The organism is Legionella quinlivanii (assembly GCF_900461555.1).
Taxonomy (GTDB): domain Bacteria; phylum Pseudomonadota; class Gammaproteobacteria; order Legionellales; family Legionellaceae; genus Legionella_C; species Legionella_C quinlivanii.
Genome location: NZ_UGOX01000001.1, coordinates 2052168 through 2075947, shown reverse-complemented (window position 1 = coordinate 2075947; position 23780 = coordinate 2052168). Strand labels below are relative to the sequence as shown.

Sequence of the window (23780 nt, the reverse complement as noted above, 5' to 3'; positions counted from 1 at the left end):
GCAGTGGTGCCCTATTCGGAAATCGCTTAATAATCGATATTCATTTCTATATGGTTAGCATGTTCGAGGCTTGTGTTTATGCATGATGGTTCGGTTTTTTATACTATTTTCCTGATCTTTGCAGGAGCTGCCGTCTTCTCGACTTTGGTGCTTTACACCAGACAATCGCTTTTAGTAGCCTATATTTTATTAGGGGCAGTCCTGGGGCCCTGGGGGTTAAAGCTCGTAAGTGATGTCAGCACTGTTCAGCAGGTTGGCGATATGGGTATAGTGTTTCTGCTTTTTTTGCTTGGCCTACACCTGCAGCCGCAAAATCTGGTTCATATGCTTAAAAAGATTACCTGGATTGCGCTGGTCAGTTCCATCCTTTTTGCTCTGGTTTCCTACCTGATTGGCCGCTGGTTTGGATTAACCAATATGGAGTCTGCGGTTCTGGGCGCAGCAATGATGTTTTCGAGTACGATCATCGGCCTGAAACTTTTACCCACAACCATTCTGCATCATCAGCATACCGGTGAGGTAATGATTAGTATCCTGCTTATGCAAGACGTCATTGCGATTATCGTTCTGATCCTGATTAATGGCGCCCAGCAGGGCGGCGGGTACTCCGTTGATGATTTGATTCTGGTGGGTGTCGCATTGCCGGCGTTAACCCTGTTTGCCTTTGCGGTAGAGCGCTATATTCTGGTTAAGTTGCTGGCTCGATTTGATAGAACCCAGGAATATGTGTTCCTGTTATCCATTGGTTGGTGCCTGGGTATGTCAGTGCTTGCTCAGGAAGTAGGGCTTTCTGAGGATATTGGCGCCTTTGTGGCTGGAGTTGCTCTGGCATCAAGCCCCATTTCACTTTATATTGCGGAAAGTCTGAAACCGCTTCGTGACTTTTTCCTGGTTATGTTTTTCTTCTCGATTGGTGCGACTTTTAATTTCGGATTTGCAGCGCAAGTGATAATTCCCGCTTTGCTTCTCTCAATTCTGATGCTGGTTTTAAAACCTATATTGTTTAATTTTCTTTTGTTTAAGGCAGGTGAAAAGAAAAGCGTTGCCAAAGAGGTAGGATTGCGCTTGGGACAGGCAAGCGAATTTTCTCTTTTGGTAGGCAGTATTGCATTTAGTACCAAACTAATTTCGGAAGTGGCGACCAATTTAATCCAGGCAACTACAATTCTGACCTTTATCGTTTCTTCCTATTTAGTAGTATTAAAATATCCAACGCCGATAGCGTTGTCTGACAAGATGCGTAAGGACTAATATGAAACTGTTGATTATTGTACTTTCACTACTCAGTGAGCGCTATTTGATTCATGCGGTCTCTCAGCACCGGTTTAATTGGTTTGGCGCTTATTTTCAGCGTGTTGCGGGAATGCTTCCAAAGAATGAAATTTTACAAAATTCTTATTTTCTTTTGGCGCTCGTTGTTTTGCCGCCAGTTTTACTGCTTTGGCTGCTTTTGTGTTTAATTGGACCCTGGTTCTTTGGTTTTATCGGGCTTTTGCTGAATCTTTTTGTTTTTTATTATTGCATTGGTCCTGAGAATCCCTTTTATCCCGTTAACACAGACCCTGCACATTCTGATGGCGACAAGACAGCTGGTCATTATTTTTACCTGGTGAATAGTCAATTATTCGCGGTTATCTTTTGGTATATTGTAGCGGGTCCCTTGGGACTTTTATTCTACAGGTTATTAACATTATCGGTGAACTATCAGCCGATTGCTCAGGCGGCCGGGTTATTAGTTAGTATATTGGACTGGGTAACGGCAAGGGTTACTGTCATGCTATATCTCCTGGTTGGAAATTTTCAGCGTGGATTTATCTTTTACAGAGAACATTTTTTGAGTGCGCCAAATACAAATGAGCAGTTCCTGAGTGATGGTGGGGTTTTCGCTGCAAAGCTTCATGATGGAGATACAGTAAGCTTAACCAATGCTCAGACTCTGGTAGAGCATGCATTGGTTGTATTTTTAGTGCTGATTGCTTTCTTTACTCTGGTTGCCTGGTTATAAAGAGTGTCTGCTGTTTGTCAGGCAATTAAAGTTGTTAAATATCAACCCAATTATGGAAAGTGAGTAATTTTATGAAACAGGTAGTTTTTGCATTGATGACATGTTTGTTATTCTTTGTTAGCGCATGTTCTGAGCATCGTGTGATCAGAGAAACCAATATTGAGTTTGAGAATTGCTCTCAGGGTTGTGAAATTAAACAAGAAAAATGCCAGGGAAGCTGCAGAAATAATTGTATGCAATGTTCTGCTCATGCGAACCAGACGAGCAAACTGAGTTATCGTCAGTATCAGCGAGAACAGGTTATCCGGGGGGGAACTATTGCACGTCAGTTGAAATCTTACCGGGATCCACTACAATGCCGCAAAACAACTTGTAACTGCAAAGCAGATTATCAGGTTTGCATCCAGGCCTGTGGCGGAAAGATTCATAAGGAACTGAGAGCTGCCCCAGTTTGTTAACACATTAGATTTACGAGGAAACATTCATGGCGAATGAAATAAATACCGATATTGACCCGATAGAAACCCGTGAATGGCTGGATGCTTTACAGGCTGTGGTCAATAATGACGGCAATGAGCGGGCTGCTTTTTTGCTGCAACAATTACTGAACAAAGCGAATGCAGAAGGGGTTGCTCTGGAAAATAAAATCCATACTCCATATCGCAATACGATAAAACCGCATGAAGAGCAATTGATGCCCCCTGATGAAGGCCTTGGAAAACGAATTGGCGCACTGATACGCTGGAATGCTGTCGCTATGGTGCTTCGTGCAGGCAAGTATGCGCCTGAGTTGGGAGGTCATATTGCTTCTTATGCTTCTTCTTCCACCTTATATGAAACGGGTTTTAACTATTTTTTCAAAGGCCCGAATGGCGAACATGGCGGCGATTTGATTTATATACAAGGCCATTCCTCTCCTGGTATTTATGCCCGCGCCTTCCTTGAAGGACGTTTGTCGGAGCAACAGTTAGCCAATTTCCGTCAGGAAGTAGAGGTTGATGGTTTATCATCTTATCCCCACCCCTGGTTAATGCCTGACTTTTGGCAATTTCCTACCGTATCAATGGGCTTAGGCCCACTGCAGGCTATTTATCAGGCACGTTTTCTTAAATACCTTGAAAACAGAAGCTTAATCAAATCAGAAGACCGCAAGGTTTGGGCATTTCTGGGTGATGGTGAAATGGATGAGCCCGAATCACTGGGTGCTTTGTCTATTGCCGCAAGAGAGAAACTCGATAATCTGATTTTTGTTGTAAACTGCAACTTGCAGCGCCTTGATGGCCCTGTTCGAGGTAACGGTAAAATAATTCAGGAGTTGGAAGGCATATTCCGGGGTGCAGGTTGGAATGTAATCAAAGTGATCTGGGGTGGTCGATGGGATAACCTCTTCGCACGTGATAAAACCGGAATCATGCAAAAACGTATGGAGGAATGCGTTGACGGCGATTATCAGGCTTATAAAGCCAATAATGGCGCTTATGTCAGAGAGCACTTTTTTGGACAGTATCCTGAATTGAAAAAAATGGTTGAAAACATGTCAGATGAAGAAATCTGGCGGCTCAACCGGGGTGGTCATGATGCACAGAAAGTATATGCTGCCTATGCAGAGGCAGTACAGCATAAGGGACGTCCCACCGTTATTCTTGCAAAAACAATTAAAGGCTATGGGATGGGGGCGGCTGGCGAGGGGCAAAATATAACCCATCAGCAAAAGAAAATGTCGATTGAGCAACTCCGGGCTTTCCGTGATCGCTTCAGTATTCCTGTCAGCGATGCAGAAATTACCGAGATTCCTTTTTATCGTCCTTCTGAAGATAGTCCTGAAATACAATATATCCGTAAACAGCGCGAAGCATTGGGCGGCTATCTACCGGCACGTAATACCAGTGTTGAACCTTTGCCTGTTCCTGACTTGTCTGCGTTTTCTGCGGTGACTAAGGGAACTGGGGATCGCGAAATATCCACGACAATGGCCTTTGTCAGAATTTTGTCAGTTCTATTGAAAGACAAGGTGCTAGGTCCCCGAATTGTGCCAATAGTTCCTGATGAATGCCGTACCTTTGGAATGGAAGGCTTATTCAGACAAATCGGAATTTACTCACCCGTGGGGCAGCTTTACACGCCAGTGGATCATGAGCAGGTGATGTATTACCGTGAAGCGCGTGACGGTCAAATTCTTGAAGAAGGCATTAACGAAGCTGGGGCGTTCTGTTCCTGGATAGCTGCTGGAACTTCTTATAGTTCTAACAAGCTAGCCATGATTCCTTTCTATATCTATTATTCGATGTTTGGTTTTCAGCGGGTTGGTGACCTGGCCTGGGCTGCTGGCGATATGCAGGCACGCGGCTTTTTATTAGGCGGAACAGCGGGCCGCACAACGCTTGCAGGCGAAGGCCTCCAGCATCAGGATGGGCACAGCCATATTATGGCCTCAACAATCCCGAACTGTGTCAGTTATGATCCTACTTATGCCTATGAACTGGCAGTTATTATGCAGAATGGCCTTGAGCGGATGTATACCAAACAGGAAAATGTATTTTATTACATCACAGTAATGAATGAGAATTATGTACAACCTGATATGCCAGAAGGTGTGGAAGAAGGCATCATTAAGGGAATGTATTTACTGCATGCAAGTAATAAGAAGAAAGCTAAAGCCCATGTTCAGCTAATGGGATGCGGTACTATCCTGCGTGAAGTTGAAAAAGCCGCCTCATGGTTACTCTCTGACTTTGATGTCAGTTCCGAGGTCTGGAGTGTGACAAGCTTTAACGAGTTACGACGCGATGGGTTGGCTGTTGAACATTATAATCGAATGAACCCTGAGCAATCTCCCAAGCAAGCCTACGTCACGCAATTACTCGCTGATCGAAAAGGCCCTGTTATTGCGGCTAGTGACTATATGCGCTTGTATGCAGAACAGGTTCGCCCTTATATCAATGCGAATTATGTAACCTTGGGAACCGACGGCTACGGGCGGAGTGATACCAGGGAACGTTTGCGCCACTTCTTTGAAGTAGATGCCAAATATATTGTCATTGCTGCGTTGGAAGCTTTAGTTAAGGACGGCAGCCTGCCTAAATCGGTTATGGCTGATGCGTTTAAGAAATATGGAATCAAACAAGATAAGCCTAATCCTATAACGCAGTAGGAACTATTCTTTTTAGGAGAAATTCCCTCTCCCAAGTTTGGGAGAGGGCTAGGGTCACTGCCATTAAGTTAAGGAATTCTGCAATGACCTGTAGGTTGGGCCCTTGGCCCAACAATGTGTTCAGGAGCGGTTCGACCCCTTGTTGGGCCAAGGGCCCAACCTACAATATTCCTTAACTTAATGGCAGTGAGGGCTAGGGTGAGGGCTGATTTTAACCCCTCTCTCTAACTCTCTCCCCTCAGGGGAGAGAGGATTTCAGATGAGATTAAAAGAAATTCCTCTCTCCCTGAGGAGGATTTTAAGGAAGTTGGCGCTTATGCGTCTGGGCGGGAACTTAAAGAATTAAGCGTCTTATTGCAGCATTAGGTTGCTGCATTAAGACAGTTTGACCAGTTTGCTGAGGAAAAATATGTCAGATGAGATGAAAGTTAAGGTTCCGGACATCGGGGGTGCGGCTGGTGTTGATGTCATTGAACTATTGGTGAAGCCGGGCGACGAAGTTGAAATCGATACCCCTTTAATCACGCTGGAGTCAGATAAGGCAAGCATGGAAATCCCCTCGCCTAAAGCCGGTAAGGTACACTCAGTGCTGGTTAATATTGGCGATAAAGTCTCGGAAGGGGATGATATTCTTGTTTTAACAATTGATGAAGACCTGTCTGCGGCAAATAAAGGCGACGAAAAGAAAGAAGAGCCTGTCGCTAAAACACAAGCTGAGCCTAAAGCCCAGGAAAAACCAGTCATTCCACAGGGCACTGCATTGCTAGCGGTGAATATTCCCGATATTGGCGGCGCTACCGATGTGGATGTCATTGAGGTGATGGTTAAAGCAGGTGATTCAATTGAAAAAGATCAGGCTTTGATTACTCTCGAAGGGGATAAAGCCACAATGGATATTCCTTCTCCAGCAGAGGGCGTTGTCGAAAAGGTCGCTGTGAAAGTTGGGGATAAGGTTTCGCAGGGATCTCTGGTTCTCACAATGAAACCCGCTGAGCAGAGAGAAGCGCCTGCACCTGAAGCTCAAGAAGAGACGCCAGCGGTGGCGACAAGACCCGCTGAACCAGAAGTGAAGCAACCACCGATTACGGAAGTAAAGGTTGAAGAGTCAGGCAGCAGCTCAGGCGTTTTTGCAGGTCCTGCGGTTCGTCGTTTGGCCAGAGAGTTTGGCGTGGACTTAAAGCTTGTAAAAGGAAGCGGCAGAAAGGGACGTATCAGCAAAGAAGATGTTCAGAGTTATGTCAAAAGCCGTCTTGCAGAAAAGCCATCCAGCTCTGGATTTTCATTGCCGCAGGCGCCGACCATTGATTTTAGTAAATTTGGAGCTATCGAAACAAAACCCTTGAACAAGATCAAGCGCCTGACTGGTGTTAACGTGCACCGTTCCTGGATTACCATTCCTCATGTCACCCAGTTTGACGAGGCAGATATTACTGATCTGGAGTCATTTCGCAAATCAGAGTCAGAGGCTGCCAGTAAATCCGGGTATAAATTAACAGTGCTGGCTTTTGTCACTAAAGTAATTTGCAAAGCATTGCAGGTGTTTCCTCAATTTAATGCTTCTTTGGATAGCAGCGGAGAGAACCTGATTTTTAAACAGTATTTTAATATTGGCATTGCAGTTGAGACGCCTAATGGTCTGGTTGTGCCTGTTATTCAGGGAGTAGACAAGCTTAATGTTGCCGGAATTGCATTGGAAATGGCTCGTTTGAGCACCAAGGCCCGTGAAAAAGGACTGATGCCTGCTGACATGAGTGGAGGCTGCTTTACCATATCAAGCTTGGGAGGTATCGGTGGTACGGCTTTTACTCCAATAGTAAATAGTCCTGAGGTCGCCATACTTGGATTATCTCGTTCCAGCATTAAACCGGTGTTTGACGGAAAAGAATTTAAACCGCGCTTAATGCTTCCTTTATCTCTTTCCTATGATCACCGGGTGATCGATGGTGCTGAGGCGGCAAGATTTACTCGCTATATTGCAGACACATTGGCAGATATTCGCAGAGTCCTGCTTTAGGCAATGTTATTAATATATATTATGTGCTAAACGTTAAAAGAGGCGTCTAATGAGTGTAAATATGAAAGCGGAAGTGGTTGTTTTAGGCAGTGGACCAGGGGGTTACACAGCAGCGTTCAGAGCGGCGGATTTAGGTAAAAAAGTGATTCTGGTAGAGCGCTACAATAGCCTTGGAGGCGTTTGCTTAAACGTGGGTTGTATTCCTTCAAAAGCTCTGCTACATATCGCCAAAGTGGTTGATGAAGCGCATGAAATGAATGATTTGGGAGTAAGTTTCAATCAACCCTCCTTTGATAACACTAAACTGGTTGGCTGGAAAAATAAAGTGATCGGCAAGTTGACTGGCGGCTTGAAGATTCTGGCTAAACAGCGAAAGGTTGAAGTCGTAACCGGCGTAGGACGTTTGTCAGGTACTCATCAGATTACAGTGGAGAATGAAGGACAAACTACCACGATTGATTTTGATAACGCAATTATTGCGGTTGGCAGCGAGTCTGTTAAATTGCCGTTTATCCCGGAAGATCCAAGAATATTCAGCTCAACAGGCGCTTTGGAACTGGCAGATATCAAAGGCGATCTTCTTGTTCTTGGCGGTGGAATCATAGGTCTGGAAATGGCGACTGTTTATTCTGCCCTGGGGGTGAATGTGACTGTCGTTGAGTTTATGGATCAATTAATTCCGGGTGCAGACTCTGATTTGGTCAATGTATTACAAAAACGAATGAGCAAGAAAGGCGTCAAATTCCTTCTTAAAACAAAAGTTACTGCAGTTGAGGCGAAAAAAGATGCCTTATATGTCTCTATGGAAGGCCAGCATGCCACTGAACAACCAATGAAATTTGCTCAGGTTCTGGTTGCAGTGGGAAGAAAACCTAATGGCGGAGCGATCAATGCTGGAGCTGCTGGTATCAATGTAGACGATAGAGGCTTTATTAAGGTTGATAATCAGATGCGTACCAATGTGCCGCATATTTATGCGATTGGCGACGTAGTAGGCCAGCCAATGCTTGCTCATAAAGCGATGCCCGAAGGGAGGGTGGCTGCTGAAGTAATTTCAGGTTTAAAACATTATTTTGACCCCAAATGTATTCCCAGCGTAGCTTACACTGATCCTGAGATTGCCTGGACTGGTTTAACTGAAAAAGAAGCTAAGGAAAAAGGCATTTCCTATGAAAAAGCTGTATTTCCGTGGATGGCAAGTGGCCGTGCTCTAAGTATGGGGCGTGAGGAAGGAATGACTAAATTACTATTCTGCCCTGATAGTAAACGAATTCTTGGAGCAGGAATTGTCGGGATTAATGCAGGTGATTTGATTTCAGAAGCTTCACTGGCAATTGAAATGCAATGTGATGTGGAAGATATTGCCTTAACAATTCATCCGCATCCGACTTTGTCTGAATCGGTTGCTTTGGCCTCTGAAATATTCGAGGGTACAGTGACGGATCTGTATATGCCAAAGAAGAAAGCTGAGAAGTAGATGATTCCTGTCATTCCTCGAAGGCGCATTGGCAAGGTGTGAAAATATTAAATTGTCGTTCCCGCGAAGACGGGGATCCATCTCTAAGCTTGCTATAATGCCGATTGAGAGATGGATTCCCGTCTTCGCGGGAATGACAAATGTCCTTGACTTAATGGCAGTGAGGGTTAGGGTGAGGGTTAATCGTAAACCCCTCTCTTTAACTCTCTCTCCTGAGGTGAGAGGATTTCCAGGGTAAGCGGGAATGACACAGCTAAAAGGATACCCGTGAAGTATTCAATACGGCCGATGAGGCTTGAAGATATTGATGATGTATACACCATTGAAACTCAGGGGCATAGAGCGCCCTGGAGTCGTGGTATTCTTGTAGATTGCGTACTGGTTGGTTATGATTGCCGGGTCATAGAGTATATTAAAGAAAACCAGCAACAGATTCTGGGGTATAGTATTTGCCGTCAGGCATTCAATGTCTGTCATATTTTAAATTTGTGTGTGGCCCCTTCGTATCAACAGCAAGGCGTCGGGCGTCAGCTTTTAACTCAGTTACTTGATTTACCAATTAGCCCGCTTATCAATACCTATATTCTGGAAGTCAGACCCAGCAATGCGGGGGCTATCCAGCTCTATGAAAAAATGGGTTTTTTAAGAGATGGAATCAAAGAGAATTATTATGATGATCAGGCTGGAGTGGAAGATGCCTGGCTTTATAAGAAAGTCATCAGCTAGTTAATTCGCGAAGTTATCCAGATCGGGGTTTATTATACTCATTAAGGATCTCATTAAACATCTTGGTGCTGGCAGTTGTCGTTTGAAACCAGTGAGCGTTTCGATGAGTGCCAATTAATTCCCGTTTATCCGTTAACCAGTCTTCAATATGATCGATGAGTTTTGGATAATCACAAGCATATTCCTGTGTTGTTTCGTTATAAAGCTGTTTGATAGCCTCAAATTTATCACCGGTAATTGGATTTTTCTCTCCAATCTGAATCATTTCATCCAGACGGCTATAGAGTCTCTTTGCAATAGCCAGAGTTTTGGGATGCATGTTTGTAAATGCATTTGGCGGAGGAGGCAGCAGAAAGAAATGATCGGTTTCAACAAGTCCTTCGTTTAATCTCATGGACAAAGGCAGTCTGCGAAAGAAAAAACGTGAAACTCCTTTGCCAAGATTATCCAATAGAGTGGCGCGACGGGTAATATCGACAGCGGTATGTCGGCAGGTATTTCTCTGGCTTATTTCACAGTAATCGGGTTTAAAGCCCTCCTTTGTATCAGGAGATGATAAGTCTCTCAGGAATCGGTGCTGAAAAATGATTTCATCTTCATTTTCCTCAACTGGTTGAAACGCTGATAAGTACTTGCTGGTTACGTTTCTCTTCACTTGTTCGGAAGAAAATGTAGCCATTTCTGCCATATGCCGCTTATAACTCTCATAATCGATTTCAAAAGCTTTATAGCTGACATCTTGCAGATAGGCGCCTGAAGTATTTAGCAGGATCGATTCATCATACATAACCCCCTCAGCTTGCCAAAAGGCCATTTCACAACGGGTAGCATTTTTTTTCTTGTATTTACCGAATCCAGCAAGGACCAATGGGATGTTGTTATGAATGACACCCAAACAACTAAAGGAATGTGGATTGTCCTTCCTTTTACAGATAGCCACAAAAAATTTATCGTCAGGTTTAATCTTTAAGGAAAATTTACCATTGGAATCTGTAAATAAAGAGTGTTTCATGAAAAGTCCTGGTTTTTACATGCTTACTATAACTTAAACTCCTTAAGAAACTCTTAAGCAAGATAAGTTTATTAGCGCTTATGCCATCTGTCTTAAAAATTCCTGACAATGCATTCGCTCGTTTTCTCCTGCCAGATAAGTTTTAAGAGTTACGATAGCATTCTCATACTCCTGCTGTGTTAAGCTTCCCCGAATTAACTCAAAGCGAAGATAGACACAATAGGTATTGAGAACGTCTGTTTCACAATAGTCACGAATACTTTTTAATTGACCTGCCTGATACTGCTCCCAGACTTTTGAGCCGCTCATTCCCATTTTGCCAGGAAAACCCAGCATATGAGCAATGTCATCTAATGGTGCAGAAGCACGGCTTTGATAAGCAGCGAGTACGTCCATCAAATCAAGGTGGCGGTAATGAAAACGATTAAGATAATTGTTCCAGCGAAAATTCTGCTGATTTTCTCCATACTCCCAATAGGTAGGGGCAGGAATTCCATGCAGTAAGGCTCGATAATGCAGGACCGGCAGATCAAAACCACAGCCGTTCCAGCTGACCAGAATAGGAGTATATTTATCAATACCGGAAAAAAAACGGCTGATCAGTTCTTTCTCATCGGCCTGCTCATCGCCCAAAGACCATACTTTGACCTGATTGTTATTCTGGATCACTGCTGAGATAGCGACCACTCTTTGCAGATAATGAGGCAGGAAATCATTCCCGGTCTTCGCACGACGTAAGGCAAACATCGCTTTGGCAGTCTCTTCATCACTGAGATTGTCCAAATGAAACAGCTTTCTGCCAGAATGCACATCGGGAACTGTTTCAATATCAAAGACTAAAACGCTCATACAGTACTATAAATAATAAATTTAGAATTCTAGCACAGTTATTGCTTGCAGGATATTTGTTCCTGTTGCCAAAGGAAAAACTGGATGATATTGCGAGACAGTTCGATTTTTGTTACTAATACGCTCATTTATACCAACATGACGTGGTCTTTTAATATGAAACGCCTTTTATTGCTTATTCCTTTTTTATTGCTCAGCGCCTGCGTCAGTACACCGCCGCCACGAGATGTTAATAACGTTTGCAGTATTTTCAAGCAATATCCTAAATGGTATCTGGATGCAAAAGATGCTGAGCGTCGCTGGCGGGTGCCTGTGGCCGTTCAAATGGCCATTATTCATCAGGAGTCCAAGTTTGATGCCAATGCAACGCCCAAGCGAACCAAATTGTTATGGATTATTCCCTGGAAGCGTCCTTCTTCGGCCTATGGCTATACGCAAGCTTTGCGTGCCACCTGGGCTCAGTATAAAAAATCAGATGGCGGGGTATGGGCGGCTCGTGATGATTTTACCGACGCAGTAGACTTCGTTGGCTGGTATGCTAACCAGGCGTATCGACGTGCCGGAATTCAGAGAGATGACACCTATAATCTTTATCTGGCGTATCATGAAGGAATAGGAGGTTTTATGAGAAAAACCTATTTGCAAAAACCCTGGCTTATTGGCGTTGCCCGCAAGGTTAAAATGCGTGCAATGATTTATCAGGCCCAGATGGCCCGCTGTGGCCGCGGTTCGTCTTATTATAGAGGGTATAAATAAGCGTCTATTATTAAAGGATAGAATAGGCTCTTGCGGAGATTTCTGGATACCCCGAACAAGTCGGGGTACGTAGGCTGAGGGAGTCGGAATAGGTAGGCTGGGAGAGGTGCTCCAGGCTTGGTCGTACTCTCATCTGTCTACGTGCCTCGGCTTGTCCGAGGCATCCAGGCGTGACATTTTCCTTCGGGCAAGTTAAAATGATAAGGCCGTTTGACGGATATTGCCTTGAGTCGATAGCACAGTACTCTTCTTTAAAAGTTGAGGGCTGCTTTTCAAGTCTGGTCAAGCTTGAACTTTCCATGTAGGAGTAACGAATGCGTTTAATGTTATTAGGTGGGCCAGGTGCTGGCAAGGGTACTCAGGCGGTACGGTTAATTGAATATTTTGATATTCCGCAAATATCCACAGGCGACATGTTAAGAGCCTCAATTGCAGCCGGTACTGAATTGGGTCGAAGTGCCAAAGCGGTCATGGATGCAGGCAAACTGGTTTCTGATGACATTATTATTCGGCTGGTAAAAGAAAGGTTACAGCAGCCGGATTGTGCAAATGGCTTTTTATTTGATGGATTCCCGCGAACTATTCCTCAGGCTGAAGCCTTAAGAACTGCCCGTATTCGTCTGGATCATGTGATTGAAATTGCAGTTCCCGATTCAGAAATTATCAGCCGACTTAGCGGGCGACGGGTTCATCCGGGTTCAGGCCGTGTTTATCACATTCGATTTAATCCTCCGCAGACTGAAGGCCGTGATGACCTGACTGGTGAAACACTCATCCAGCGGGATGACGATAAAGAAGAAACGGTCAAGAGACGGCTTGAAATTTATCATCAGCAGACAGAGCCTTTGGTTCAATATTATCAGCAGTGGGCGGATAGCGACAGTTCAGGCGCTCCTGTTTTTCATAGAGTTTCTGGATTAGGAAGTGTGGATACCATTTTCTCCCGTATTCTGGAAGCCATCACGACGAAGGAAGAATCATGCTCAAAAGCGTGAACGAAGAGCAGCTGGATGCATTGATTAATCAAAAAGGATTGTTCCTGATTGATTTCTGGGCTCCCTGGTGTGCACCTTGCAAGCAATTTGGCAGGATTTATGAACAAGTGGCAGAGCAAAATCCAGATATCGATTTTGTAAAGATCAATATCGAAGAACAGCCACAAATCGCAGACGCATTTCAAATTCGCTCTATTCCCCATTTAATGATTATTAAAGAAGGTATCGCTATTTATTCAGAATCAGGCAGTATGCCCGAATCAACTCTTAAAGAATTACTGCAGCAGGCCCAAGCTATTGATGTCAGCGAGATCCTCAATAAAATGAATCAAGATGAAGGCTAGTGATTAGGGAGCAGTGTAACTAATCATGATCGCATAACAGTAAGATTAACGGTATAGGAAGTTTCTATGTCAGCAACACAGACAGTAGTGCTTGAGATTCAAAAAACTGATAAAAAAAGAAATAGCTTTTTTAAGCATCAAAATACACTATGTTCTGGTGCCCCGGCGCCAACTCCACCTGATGGAAGTAAAACAGTTTGTGAAGATGATCAGAATGATTCCAATAAAAAGCATGACAGTTGCTGTCTGATCAGCTAACCCTCAACGAAAATTGAATTAAAACCTGAATAATAATAATTATATGATTTTATTGAATTTTAAAAGACTCACTAAATATTTTCTCCCCATGCTGCTGGCTGCTTGTACACATCAGCAATCCAATACTCCGGATCACTATGTGGTCAAAGGAAAAACATATCAGGTGATGAAGTCAGCCAAACACTACAAGGCGAAGGGAGTTGCTTCCTGGTATGGGGGACGCGGTCGGAATCAAAAAACATCAACCGGAGAGCGCTACAACATGTATGCAATGACAGCAGCTCATCCAACACTCCCATTTGCTACCCGAGTGCGTGTAAAAAATCTGAATAATGGGCGCTCAATTGTGGTCCGTATCAATGATCGGGGTCCTTTTTTATCCAACCGGCTAATTGATTTATCCTTTGCTGCCGCTAAAAAACTCGGCATAAAAGGAATTGCTCCTGTTGAAATTGAGGTGGTTTGATTTTGTTAGAAAGTATAACCTGCACCGTTAGCTTGCTGGGTAATTTTCTCTTGCCCAAGCTCCTCGCTTTCAGTGTCTACAGGGTAAGGCATGGGAGTAAAAAACCTTGGGTTTTGAGCTCCCGCCGCTTTGTTATGGTAATATCCTAACAAATCCAGCATGTACTTATCCTGTTTACTGTAAGCAATATTGAAAGGGCTGCGGTTTAAGGAGTCGACAGTAGTCAGCTGCATCAGGTTTTGCTCTAAAATAGCCTCAACAGCGCCATACGCTGACTCATACACGGCCCGGTGTATTGCAAAATAGTGATAATCTCCTATTATGAATGGAGTATGAGCGGCTTCACTTCGCAACAGTTCGCTAATCACCTCTTTTCGTTGATTACAGCAGATTGCCCAGTGAAGAACCGATTGAATAAATGCAGGCTGTTCCTGACTCGCTTGCTGTTGAAAACATTTCATCCCCAAAGAGAAAATACAATCAATAACCTGCTGAGTATGAGTTTCGCGAATACAATTCAGCAGCGAGCGTCCTGACCTCTCTGTATAGAACAATAAGGGAAGCAGACCTTCGTACATTGAACTAACAAGCATATTTTCTTTTGCATAAATAAACATATCTATGACATTGTCAGGGAGATTTTGATATTCCTGTGCGGCAATAGCTGGAAATTGAGTAACAAATGATAGAGATTGATCAAAACCTGCTGCCTTAATCACTGATGGGCGGAAATGCTGGTTTAATTTTAAACGCCAGAACTCGTTGCTTCTAAGTACAGAATGATGTTCCGCACTTAAGAAAGAGCACTGATAACGCGCTCTTAAGCCATGCCTGTATACCAGAAGGACATCCCCGGGAGCAAACTGTATTTCTAAAGGATTCAACGTCACGGCATTACTTACTATTTTTTCAGCTACTGGTTCTCGAATCGGTTCTTGGCCAATAGTGTTCGGTGTAAGCTCATGTTCCTCACGCAAAATTTCAGTAGATGCAGGTACAGAAGGTTCCGCTTCAGTTGATGTTTCTTGTGCTGGAATGGCTGTTGGTTTCTGCAGGTTATGATAATCCGCAGAACTTGTTTTAAGTGAATTAATTATTTTTTTTGCCATGTTATTTATTTGCTCAAGCTTAAACGCTTTGTTCCAAGCTATTTTGCACATTAACAGCTGATCAATGACCTCGACTTCTTTGTTTCCCAAAATTTTGCGTATATTGCTCAAAAGCACTGTATCAAACCAGTTTTTTGTCGCATAAAAACGACTGACGCGTTCATTAGCTTTGCTAGTCTTAACCTGCCAATAACTATTAATTTGCGGGTGCTGAATCCTTAGTTTGAAATAATCAATTTCCTGCAGCACCACGTCAATAATCAGGTTTTGTGCCTCTCCAAAAATAAGATCAATTGCTTTTTTCCAGGCGGCAATTTGCTGATCCTGACTTGGAAGAGTCGTAGAGTTGCTTTTTTCTACATTCGGTGCTGTTGATTCAGTCAGTTTGGTCTCTGCCAGTTTCTGGGTGACTTGTTCAACCTTATCAGGAGCGGGCGCTTTGGAAGCCGGCTTATTTTCTGGAATGATTATACTAGGCGTTGGAGCTGGAGGACTGACTTTGGTCGTCGGGGCTGGGACAGCTGTTTGTTCAATACTTATTCGCGGGCTAAGTTGCTGCTCAACTTTATCAGGAATGGACGCTTTGGCTGCTAGCTCATTTTCAGTAATAACTAAACTTACTTTTGGAGCGGGGGGCTTCGCTTTGGGCTTTGAAACTGGTGATGGAACATCTGTTTTTTCAGTACGTATTCGCGGGCTCAAATGCTGCTCATATGTTTTTTTTAGCTGACTCGGCAGCCAGTCGATCAGTTTAGGATTTAGAGTAAAAAAACTTCGCTTGTCCGGCCTGCTCATTAAATATTCAGCAGGTGATAAATTATCAAGCTTGGAAAACTTTTGCAAAAATAGCCTTTGCGTAATTAAAGATACCAGTCGAGGTTGATTCTTAAAGTAATTGAATTGCTGTTCAAAAATAAGAAATAAAATAAATACCGGGAATTCGCCTCTAATGGATTCTTCCTTAATTAAATTATTCATCGCCTTGGATGAAATAGCATTTGTAATTTCCGGTCTGATCTCAAATAGTAAAATAGCCAGGGGATTTTTTATGAGACAAGTCAAAAAACTAACATGTGTTTTTTTGCCTTTATTGGATATATAACTTTCCAGCAGCGCTTTCAGAGAAATTGTTGTATGTTGTTGCATGTAACCAATCAAACCCGTCAGAAGGTCTATGTTTGACTGGCAAACTTTAATGGTACTAGTCAGATAGCCTTTTAAGGCGAAATCTATGTTAAGCTTCGAGCGCATATACTCTAGTTGCGAAATTAATGAAGTAACAGAGTTAACCGCTTCACAATTGTTAAGACGCTCTAATGCGTCTTCGTGACTTTTAACTGCCCGATTTGTTCGGATTGGTTCAGGCATATTAAGGTCTGGATCGGCATCTAAAAGTTTCAAAAGCTCATTATAAGACGAAGTCGCCTTATCTATAGAGTTTTCTGTTTTTGGAGCGGAATTACTGGCGCAATCGGCTGTGGGTTGTGGCTGTTTAATTTCCTGTTTTTGCGTTCCTGATGCTTCAGCTAAAACTTTGTAGGCTGTAAGCAGTACAATACACTGTTGAATCGCCTGAGCTTCCTGACTATCTGTTATTGAGTTTTTCAAAGCGTACAACGCTTCAATAATCTTTAGCAAAGCCTCATATTTCCGGTCAGGAGCCTGATGTACAATTTCAAATATTTTTGATGCAATTTTAGGACTTAAATTTTTACGCAGGCCACTATCCGATGCGATTTGGCGATTAATGCTGATTTGCCAATTATGAAAATACATTTTAGCCAGCATTGTTAGTTTTTGCCGCTCAATTTGCTGGCTTAACTGCTCACATTCAGAAGCGCTGGTCAGGTGTTGAAAATCCGTTTCAACTGAATTTAATTGCTCAGGTTCTGGTTTTTCATAGCGTGTAATTAATTGTTTTAATTCATCAAAAAGCATTATTAACTCGTTATTATGACTGCTGAAAATAATGGTAATCAGGTTTACAAATTATTTAACAATCCGATAAAAATCAGGCAAAGACAAGTGCAAAAAGCTGGTCATTATATTAATTAAATATTAACTAGACCTTAAGCTGTTTTGTTTTGAAAAAGGATAACACATTTTTGATTTAAACACGATCTAAATGTATCAAACAAGAACATCTTGTGGTAAGATGCGCTACCATGTCTGAAATTCGATCTAAAAAGGTCTGACTTCTCACGCTTTTACAAAAGCATTATTTAAAGGCCGCCAGTAGTATAGTTGAGGTTAAGTATGAACTATTTTGATGAAATTTATAAACTTGCTATTGAAAACAACCCGGAAGCTTTGCAAGCATTCATTTTTAAACACAATATCAGTATTGATATTCGTAAGATAATAGTTAATACAGAGGCATATCCTCTAAACCCTGAAGATCCTGAAAATCCCGTTCGACCAGTATTTGTTGTATCAGCGGCTGAATTACTTGCCTATGAAGGAAAAATAGACGCTGCCAATCTATTAATGCATCTTGGAGCCAGCCCTCATATGATTGCTCGAGGAGCAGCAAGAGCCAACAACACAGGATTGGTTCAATGGATGCTTACTCATAAAAATGCCGGCATAACTCAGATTGCTCAGGGGTATGCACAGCGTGGTAATCGAGATGAAGCAAGAAAACTGATAGAACAAGGTGCAGGTATCGATGCAGTTGCCGTAAGTGCAATTCAAGGAAACGACTCACATTTTGTAGATGAATTATTTGGTATGCTGGCCAACATCAATGTGATGGCAGAAGCTGCCGCAACCTGTGGGGATTGGCAAACAGTAGAGCTTATGCGTTCATTGGGTGCAAAGGAAGATTCTATTGCACTGGGTATCGCCAGTGGCGGCTGGATTGATAAATTATCTTCAATTGATAAAAACGTCAGTATCAATCTGATTGCCAGAGGTGTGGCGCGAGCAGGACGTATTGATTATGCGAAATCCTTGCTGGACCAAGGGGCAAGCCTCGAATCAGTCGCAGCCGGTGCAATGCAAGGAGGCTATCAGTTCCTGGCAATGGAATGTCGAGCACGTATTAATTACCATGAAATTATTTGCCGTCTTGCTGAAAAAGGAATGGAGGCAGAATTAAGGAATTTACTGAAAGATCCATTGATTAGCATTGACGTGCGTAAGCAGGGAACTGATTGGACTCCTGCAGAAGTGTTAGCCTCGCAAAAAAAGACAGATGCTGTCAAATTACTGGTCAAGCTAGGAGCGAATATTCATTTAGCGGGCAGGGGCGCTGCGCGCTCTGGCGATGTTGAAGCCTCAGAAGTACTCAGGCGCGAATCAAACACTTGTATTCATCAGATTGCCAGGGGGGCTGGCGAATATGGCGATCCGGATTTTTGCAATTGGTTATTAAATGAGGGTGCCTGTACATCAGCGATTGCTGAAGGCGCGGCAATAAAAGGAGACTCGGATAGAGTTTCAGAGATGCTATTGAAAAAGGCTAGTTTTAAAGCTGTTTTGCGTGGGTATTTGCGAGGAAAACATATAGATCCGATACTAAATTACTATGATAACCCCCATAATTTCGCCAATCGGACTTTTTTGGCTACTTATGCAGCTGCAAATGGTTTACACGAATTAGCTAATCAGCAACAGGAATGGGGAATTGAGCTTAAATACATTGCCATTGGACTGGCTCAAGGCGGATATATCAATGAACTCTTGCCATTGCTGGATCAGATAAGTGATATCAGCGAAGTTGCTGCCGCAGCAGCTCTTAGCGGCCATTTGTATTTAGCAGAGATTTTGCGAAGAAAGGGTGCGGACATCACTACGCTTGCCGTAGGTGCCATAAAAGGCGGCCAAGTTAAATACGCTGAATTCCTGCGTCTGAATGGAGCTTCTATCGACAGAATTGCAGCAGGGGCCGCTGAGGTAGGAAACATTGATTATGCTGAGAAACTGCGCACAATAGGAGCTGATATAAATTATATAGCTCATGGAGCTGTCAGAGGACGCCAGCGTGCTTATGCAGGCGCATTGCGTGAACTGGGTGCTGACAAACTTACGATTGCCTCAGGCGCTATACTTGGCGAGGACTGGGAATATGCAGAGTATCTGGGAACCCTTGGAGTTGAATTAAGTCATTTAGCCCGTATGGCTGCTTTTTATGATTATCAGGAATATGCCGAATTCCTAAGAGCAAAAGCCAAAGAGATGGACATTGATCTGACTGATCAAATGGCTGAATCTGCGGCCCAAGGAGGAAATATTTACTATACATTGTTTTTAAAGAGAAAGGGTGCTAGTTCTGCTGCAATTACCAGAGGGGCTGAAAAAGCGGGTAACGATTTTCTCAACTTCATCAGGCCATTTCTCATTGACACTGAAACACAGGCAAATCAGGGAACAGTATTCCCTGTTGTGGATGTAAATCCTGTAGCCGATATGTTGGACGCCGATATTGCAACCATAGGTGGAAGATCAGAGCCAATGACCCTGGAAATTTTTGATGTTGGCACGCTTTGGCCTTCTGTGCCTAATTCGTCCAGTCCCATTATTATTCTGGATGACGCCGAAGAAGAGTCATCATCCCTATCGGACAATTGCAGGCGGTTGAGCGAGCCTTCATCTCCGATTGAAGTCTTCGATATATCTGATGATATTGAGCAAGGATTTCCTGAATCCAGGGAGCAGAGTCCCATCGCATTCTCAAAGGAACCTCAGGAGGCCTCCTTATCCAGCTCGCAAAAGAATAAGCGATCAAGCGAATCTTCTACATCGGAAGATGAGCAACCAAAAAAGCGGAAAAAAAGAAGTAAAGCTCCATCGCGTATAAAAAAAGCAAATGAAAAAAATGCTCTGTTTAGTGCGAAATATTCACAGACATTTGAACGCATACCGGAAATCCCTTTTTTAATAAAGAAATCCAGCCGCAATATTAACTATTCCGGGACATTCCAGTTTAAATCCCTTGATTCCTTCAAACAGACAATGGATGAACCTGAGTTTACTCATGAAATTAGCAGTGGTGAATCAAAATTTCGACTAGTGAGCCGCAGAAAGGAGTTACCTGCATCTGATGAGACAGTGACCTTTGTGTTTGCAGGACGTAAGCACGAAGCGATGATCCCTGACCCCAGTCTGCTGGGGGATAAGCAACGTTTGCTAGTGGTAGTCAGCGCTCAGGAATATGAGAATCTGAGCGATCGAAATAAACCTGAAAATGTCGAGTTTTTAATTACAGACGTTCTACGTTATAAAACACACGGCAATTATCATCCCGAAGATATTCAAACGCGCCGGTTGACGGCATTTATGCTCTCGTATTTGTGGAAACTCAAGCATTGTGTTTACCTTGATGACAATCTTAGTCAGATACAAGCCTCAGAGGAGTTTGGCGATGTTTCGACATGGTCTGGAATAACAAAATCGCTTGCCGCCGCACGAGAAAACGATAAGGCGATTATCTGTGGTATGCAAACTTTATCCTTTAAGCGATTTTACTTTTTAGAACCAGATTATGGATATAAGCTGTTCGATTTTGATTTTGAGCAGGCAGCCAGGGTTTTAAAATTACAAACTGCTGAGGATGTGTCTATTCTGGCGTACCCAGGAGTGCATTCTCGCTTGTGTATGCAAGACTTTTATTTTCAAATGATTATTGATAATGCGCTGGAAGAAGCAAGAACGGAGGATGGTAATCAAGATAATGAATTAGCCAGGAACCTTCTGCATTTACCTGGACTGAAGTCAATCAGCTTAACGCGTTCAAAAAAAGTCAAAAATCAGGCAAAAGCAAATGCAGGTGGATATATTGAGCAGATCCTGGCTATTCAAACTGAAGATTTTCCTCCTGTGGGATTAAGCCCATTTTATACTCGACTGATGACAAAAAGTCTTTCACATATGAAAAGTGAAATTGAAAGAAGTTTTAAATCGGTGGAGAAACAAAAACGTCAAGTTGAAACTCGCGATTTCCGCTCAATAGTGGAAGCGAATAATCAACCAAAACCAAACCCTAATCCTACTCTTAGAGAATCCTATGATGGTGGAGAACCGGAGGAATATGAGCAGAACCTCCTGGTCAAGCAAAAAAGATATGCGAAATCAGCTGCGCCATGTAATGAGACATTTCTCCAGAAGCAATGGAATGGAGCTAAGCTTAACTCACTTTTTGACCCTCAGAAACTGGAAGAGTTCTTACAGAAAGAAGAAGTCTATCTTTATCCTTACCAGGCTGATGCGTTAAGAGCTATCAGTCAATGCGGCTCATCAAACGGGGTGGTCCAAATCACAACCGGCGGTGGGAAGACATTGACTGCTATTCTGATGCTCATCTACCTCTTTAAAAATAACCCTGATGCTGTGTTTCATATTGTGGTGCCCACACTGCAATTGGTAGATCAATATCATGAAGAGTTTATGGCAGTTCTGGAAAGGCTAGGAAAGTTTGCAGAAATTAAGCCAAAGAATGTGATTCCAGTCGATAGCAAGGAAAATGCAGTAACGATCAAATTGCTTAACAAGAATAGACCCCTGAGGGAAAAGGCAAGTGTTCTGATATTTTGTAAAGCCAGCTATGCAAAATTTGTCAGTGCATCAGATGATGTTCTGAAAAAGCACCGTAAACCTTTGCTCACTGTTCTGGATGAACATCACTTGTATCAGAAAGACGCTCTACGAGTAATGGAAAGCGGGGTGACCTCGCTTGGCTTTTCAGCTACGCCTGGGAATTCTGTTAAACCAATATACGTATTTACGCGAACGGATTCTCGCAAAGCCGGCAAAACCGCCCCGCTGATAGTGGGCCGTTTGCCTTATTCACTGGCAATTGATTCGGCCGAAAAATGTCAAAAAATTGCGGCTTTAATCAAAGAGCATCGTCATCCGATGGGCAAGACGCTCGCTTCCTGCAAAGGCATCATTTATACCTCCAGTATTAAAGAGGCCAAATTATTAACAGCTGCAATCAATGAAAGAGTTGGAACTAAACTCGCCAAGCCGATTCACTCAAATATCAAGAAGTATAAGGACTGGATTGAAAATTTCAATAAGCGGCCAATGGACCAGCCCGGGATTTTGGTAGTCGTAAACATGTTAGGTACAGGGTACAATGACAAAAATGTAGCTTGGGGCCTATATGCGAAAGAAAAAAGCCCTGAGGAGAGTCAATCTCAAAGTAGCTTTGTTGATAGTCGTTTACAGAAGGATAAGCGCTCACAGGAGGTGGGTCGTAGTTTACGAATTCCCCCGGAATTTCCAGATAAAATTGCTTATTATCTGACAGGTTTAGGAGTACCGCTAAATGACGATGAAGTGTTTAATGACGAAGATGCTTTAAAAAATGCACATCCTGATTATTATAAATATAATTGTCAAGTGATTTACCTGGAACTTTTGAATGCAATCGAAATGCAACGGCCCTTTAAGCATTATTCGCCCATGTTTCAATATGATAAGTTGAGCCCGCTCTGCAGTTTATCCAAAAATCTGATGCTACTGTTAAAAGCATTGGTTTGTGAAAACGAGGAATGGAGCAGAGGTCTGCTTGAATTGAATCAGGGTCTTAAAAGAAACTGGAAGGACCAATGGGGTAAGGAATTTAATCTTTTGGAGATATTTATTAACGAGGTCATTGGAGCATCTCTGCGCCTTCAAAATGCCTCGCAAAAAGATCCCCTGAAAGACGCTTTGTTTAATACAGATTCCTTTGACAAGTTATTAAACTTGCTGAACAGACAGAATCCGGAGTTTTTAAGCGAATTGACGGCAAAAATCAGTCTGAAGGAGTTATTAAGAAGGGTTGATCCCCAGTATAGCCTTCTCCTGCAAAAATATAGCAGCCTGAATGTTGGGGCGGCTGCTAACCTGACTCTGCCAAGGCCAGATAACATAAGTATAAGACCTATTACGTCTGCATCCTTGTCATCGAATCGCTACAGTTTTGCGAATTCGCAGACGACTGCAAGATCAGGAGAGGGGCTGAGCAGGAGAGATGAGAAAAGGGAAGATTCTGAGTTAAGCTCATCTTATCAGTGAAGGGGAATCAATATAAGCCGAGGAACGTGTAAGCTAAGAAGCAGACTGTTGTATGTACATCTAACCTCTATGTACCGCGCCATGTCCGCAGTAGTTCTACACGCTCTGATACTATGCTAAAATTTCAATTTGTATAACTAATCTCAAATATCAATGCAAATATGGATCGATGGCGATGCTTGTCCAAAACCAATAAAAGAAATCGTATTTCGGGCAGCAATAAGAACTCAGCGCCTACTGATGATTGTCTCAAACCATAGTCTGACTATTCCTGCTTCCCCCTTCATCAGAAAACATCAGGTGGGTGCAGGATTTGATATGGCCGATAGATATATTGCAGAAAATATAAAGCCTGGTGATTTAGTGATTACCGCCGATATCCCGTTGGCCGATATAATAATCACTAACGGTGGATTTGCTTTAAATCCGAGAGGAGAGATGTATACTGCAAACAATGTAAAAAGCCATTTGTCGATGCGTAACTTTAATGAGGTCTTGCGCGGTGCGCAAATGCTCTCTGGCGGCCCGCCTAAAATAAGCGCCAGAGAAATCCAGAGCTTTGCCAACGGTCTGGATCGATTTTTAGCTGGTAATGTGAAATAAACCAAGACTAT

Annotated in this window: 17 protein-coding genes; 14 read left to right on the top strand and 3 right to left on the bottom strand. The window is 43.0% G+C overall.

Annotated features, from left to right (window positions below; genetic code table 11):
- Window positions 1–78 precede the first annotated feature (78 nt).
- The 7 genes from DYH61_RS08890 to rimI all read left to right on the top strand — a co-directional run bounded on the left by DYH61_RS08890 (window position 79) and on the right by rimI (window position 9373).
- The gene (locus DYH61_RS08890) at window positions 79–1251 is read left to right on the top strand and encodes a cation:proton antiporter (RefSeq protein ID WP_058508146.1); all 1173 of its coding nucleotides are present in this window, start codon (window positions 79–81) and stop codon (window positions 1249–1251) included.
- A gap of 1 nt (window position 1252) precedes the next feature.
- On the top strand, window positions 1253–2005 hold the full coding sequence (locus DYH61_RS08885; RefSeq protein ID WP_058508147.1) for a hypothetical protein: 753 nt from the start codon (window positions 1253–1255) through the stop codon (window positions 2003–2005).
- A gap of 71 nt (window positions 2006–2076) precedes the next feature.
- The gene (locus DYH61_RS08880; RefSeq protein WP_058508148.1) at window positions 2077–2463 is read left to right on the top strand and encodes a hypothetical protein; all 387 of its coding nucleotides are present in this window, start codon (window positions 2077–2079) and stop codon (window positions 2461–2463) included.
- A gap of 26 nt (window positions 2464–2489) precedes the next feature.
- On the top strand, window positions 2490–5156 hold the full coding sequence (aceE, locus tag DYH61_RS08875; protein ID WP_058508149.1) for a pyruvate dehydrogenase (acetyl-transferring), homodimeric type: 2667 nt from the start codon (window positions 2490–2492) through the stop codon (window positions 5154–5156).
- A gap of 409 nt (window positions 5157–5565) precedes the next feature.
- Complete coding sequence (gene aceF, locus DYH61_RS08870) at window positions 5566–7170, top strand: dihydrolipoyllysine-residue acetyltransferase (RefSeq protein ID WP_058508150.1); 1605 nt, start codon at window positions 5566–5568, stop codon at window positions 7168–7170.
- Between the two features lie 49 nt (window positions 7171–7219).
- A complete protein-coding gene (lpdA, locus tag DYH61_RS08865; protein ID WP_058508151.1) occupies window positions 7220–8647 on the top strand; it encodes a dihydrolipoyl dehydrogenase in 1428 nt (475 codons plus the stop codon).
- A 267-nt stretch (window positions 8648–8914) separates the two neighbouring features.
- Window positions 8915–9373 carry a ribosomal protein S18-alanine N-acetyltransferase gene (gene rimI / locus DYH61_RS08860; RefSeq protein WP_058508152.1) on the top strand — a complete coding sequence of 153 codons (459 nt, stop codon included), beginning with the start codon at window positions 8915–8917 and terminating at the stop codon, window positions 9371–9373.
- Between the two features lie 13 nt (window positions 9374–9386).
- Here rimI and DYH61_RS08855 read toward each other — a convergent pair whose 3' ends face one another.
- Window positions 9387–10385 (bottom strand): hypothetical protein, encoded by a 999-nt coding sequence (locus DYH61_RS08855; protein WP_058508153.1) that lies wholly within the window; start codon window positions 10383–10385, stop codon window positions 9387–9389.
- Between the two features lie 78 nt (window positions 10386–10463).
- Window positions 10464–11234 (bottom strand): 3'-5' exonuclease, encoded by a 771-nt coding sequence (locus tag DYH61_RS08850; RefSeq protein WP_058508154.1) that lies wholly within the window; start codon window positions 11232–11234, stop codon window positions 10464–10466.
- 84 nt (window positions 11235–11318) lie between these two features.
- On the opposite strand from DYH61_RS08850, the gene DYH61_RS08845 reads away from it, so the two are divergent.
- The 5 genes from DYH61_RS08845 to DYH61_RS08825 all read left to right on the top strand — a co-directional run bounded on the left by DYH61_RS08845 (window position 11319) and on the right by DYH61_RS08825 (window position 14053).
- Window positions 11319–11990 carry a transglycosylase SLT domain-containing protein gene (locus DYH61_RS08845; protein WP_456264529.1) on the top strand — a complete coding sequence of 224 codons (672 nt, stop codon included), beginning with the start codon at window positions 11319–11321 and terminating at the stop codon, window positions 11988–11990.
- Between the two features lie 314 nt (window positions 11991–12304).
- A complete protein-coding gene (gene adk, locus DYH61_RS08840; protein ID WP_058508155.1) occupies window positions 12305–12985 on the top strand; it encodes an adenylate kinase in 681 nt (226 codons plus the stop codon).
- A complete protein-coding gene (locus DYH61_RS08835; protein WP_058508156.1) occupies window positions 12970–13329 on the top strand; it encodes a thioredoxin family protein in 360 nt (119 codons plus the stop codon). The genes adk and DYH61_RS08835 overlap by 16 nt, the downstream gene beginning before the upstream one ends.
- A 66-nt stretch (window positions 13330–13395) precedes the next feature.
- On the top strand, window positions 13396–13587 hold the full coding sequence (locus tag DYH61_RS08830) for a hypothetical protein (RefSeq protein WP_058508157.1): 192 nt from the start codon (window positions 13396–13398) through the stop codon (window positions 13585–13587).
- 43 nt (window positions 13588–13630) lie between these two features.
- Window positions 13631–14053 carry a septal ring lytic transglycosylase RlpA family protein gene (locus tag DYH61_RS08825; RefSeq protein ID WP_058508158.1) on the top strand — a complete coding sequence of 141 codons (423 nt, stop codon included), beginning with the start codon at window positions 13631–13633 and terminating at the stop codon, window positions 14051–14053.
- Window positions 14054–14058: 5 nt separating this feature from the next.
- Here DYH61_RS08825 and DYH61_RS08820 read toward each other — a convergent pair whose 3' ends face one another.
- The gene (locus tag DYH61_RS08820; protein WP_058508159.1) at window positions 14059–17100 is read right to left on the bottom strand and encodes a hypothetical protein; all 3042 of its coding nucleotides are present in this window, start codon (window positions 17098–17100) and stop codon (window positions 14059–14061) included.
- Window positions 17101–17418: 318 nt separating this feature from the next.
- Here DYH61_RS08820 and DYH61_RS08815 point away from each other — a divergent pair, with 318 nt between their 5' ends.
- Both DYH61_RS08815 and DYH61_RS08810 read left to right on the top strand, forming a co-directional pair.
- Window positions 17419–23166: a DEAD/DEAH box helicase family protein gene (locus DYH61_RS08815; RefSeq protein WP_058508160.1), complete on the top strand. Its 5748-nt coding sequence runs from the start codon at window positions 17419–17421 to the stop codon at window positions 23164–23166.
- 153 nt (window positions 23167–23319) lie between these two features.
- Entirely contained in the window at window positions 23320–23769 is a 450-nt protein-coding gene (locus DYH61_RS08810; RefSeq protein ID WP_058508161.1) for a YaiI/YqxD family protein, read from the top strand.
- The last annotated feature ends 11 nt before the right edge of the window (window positions 23770–23780 follow it).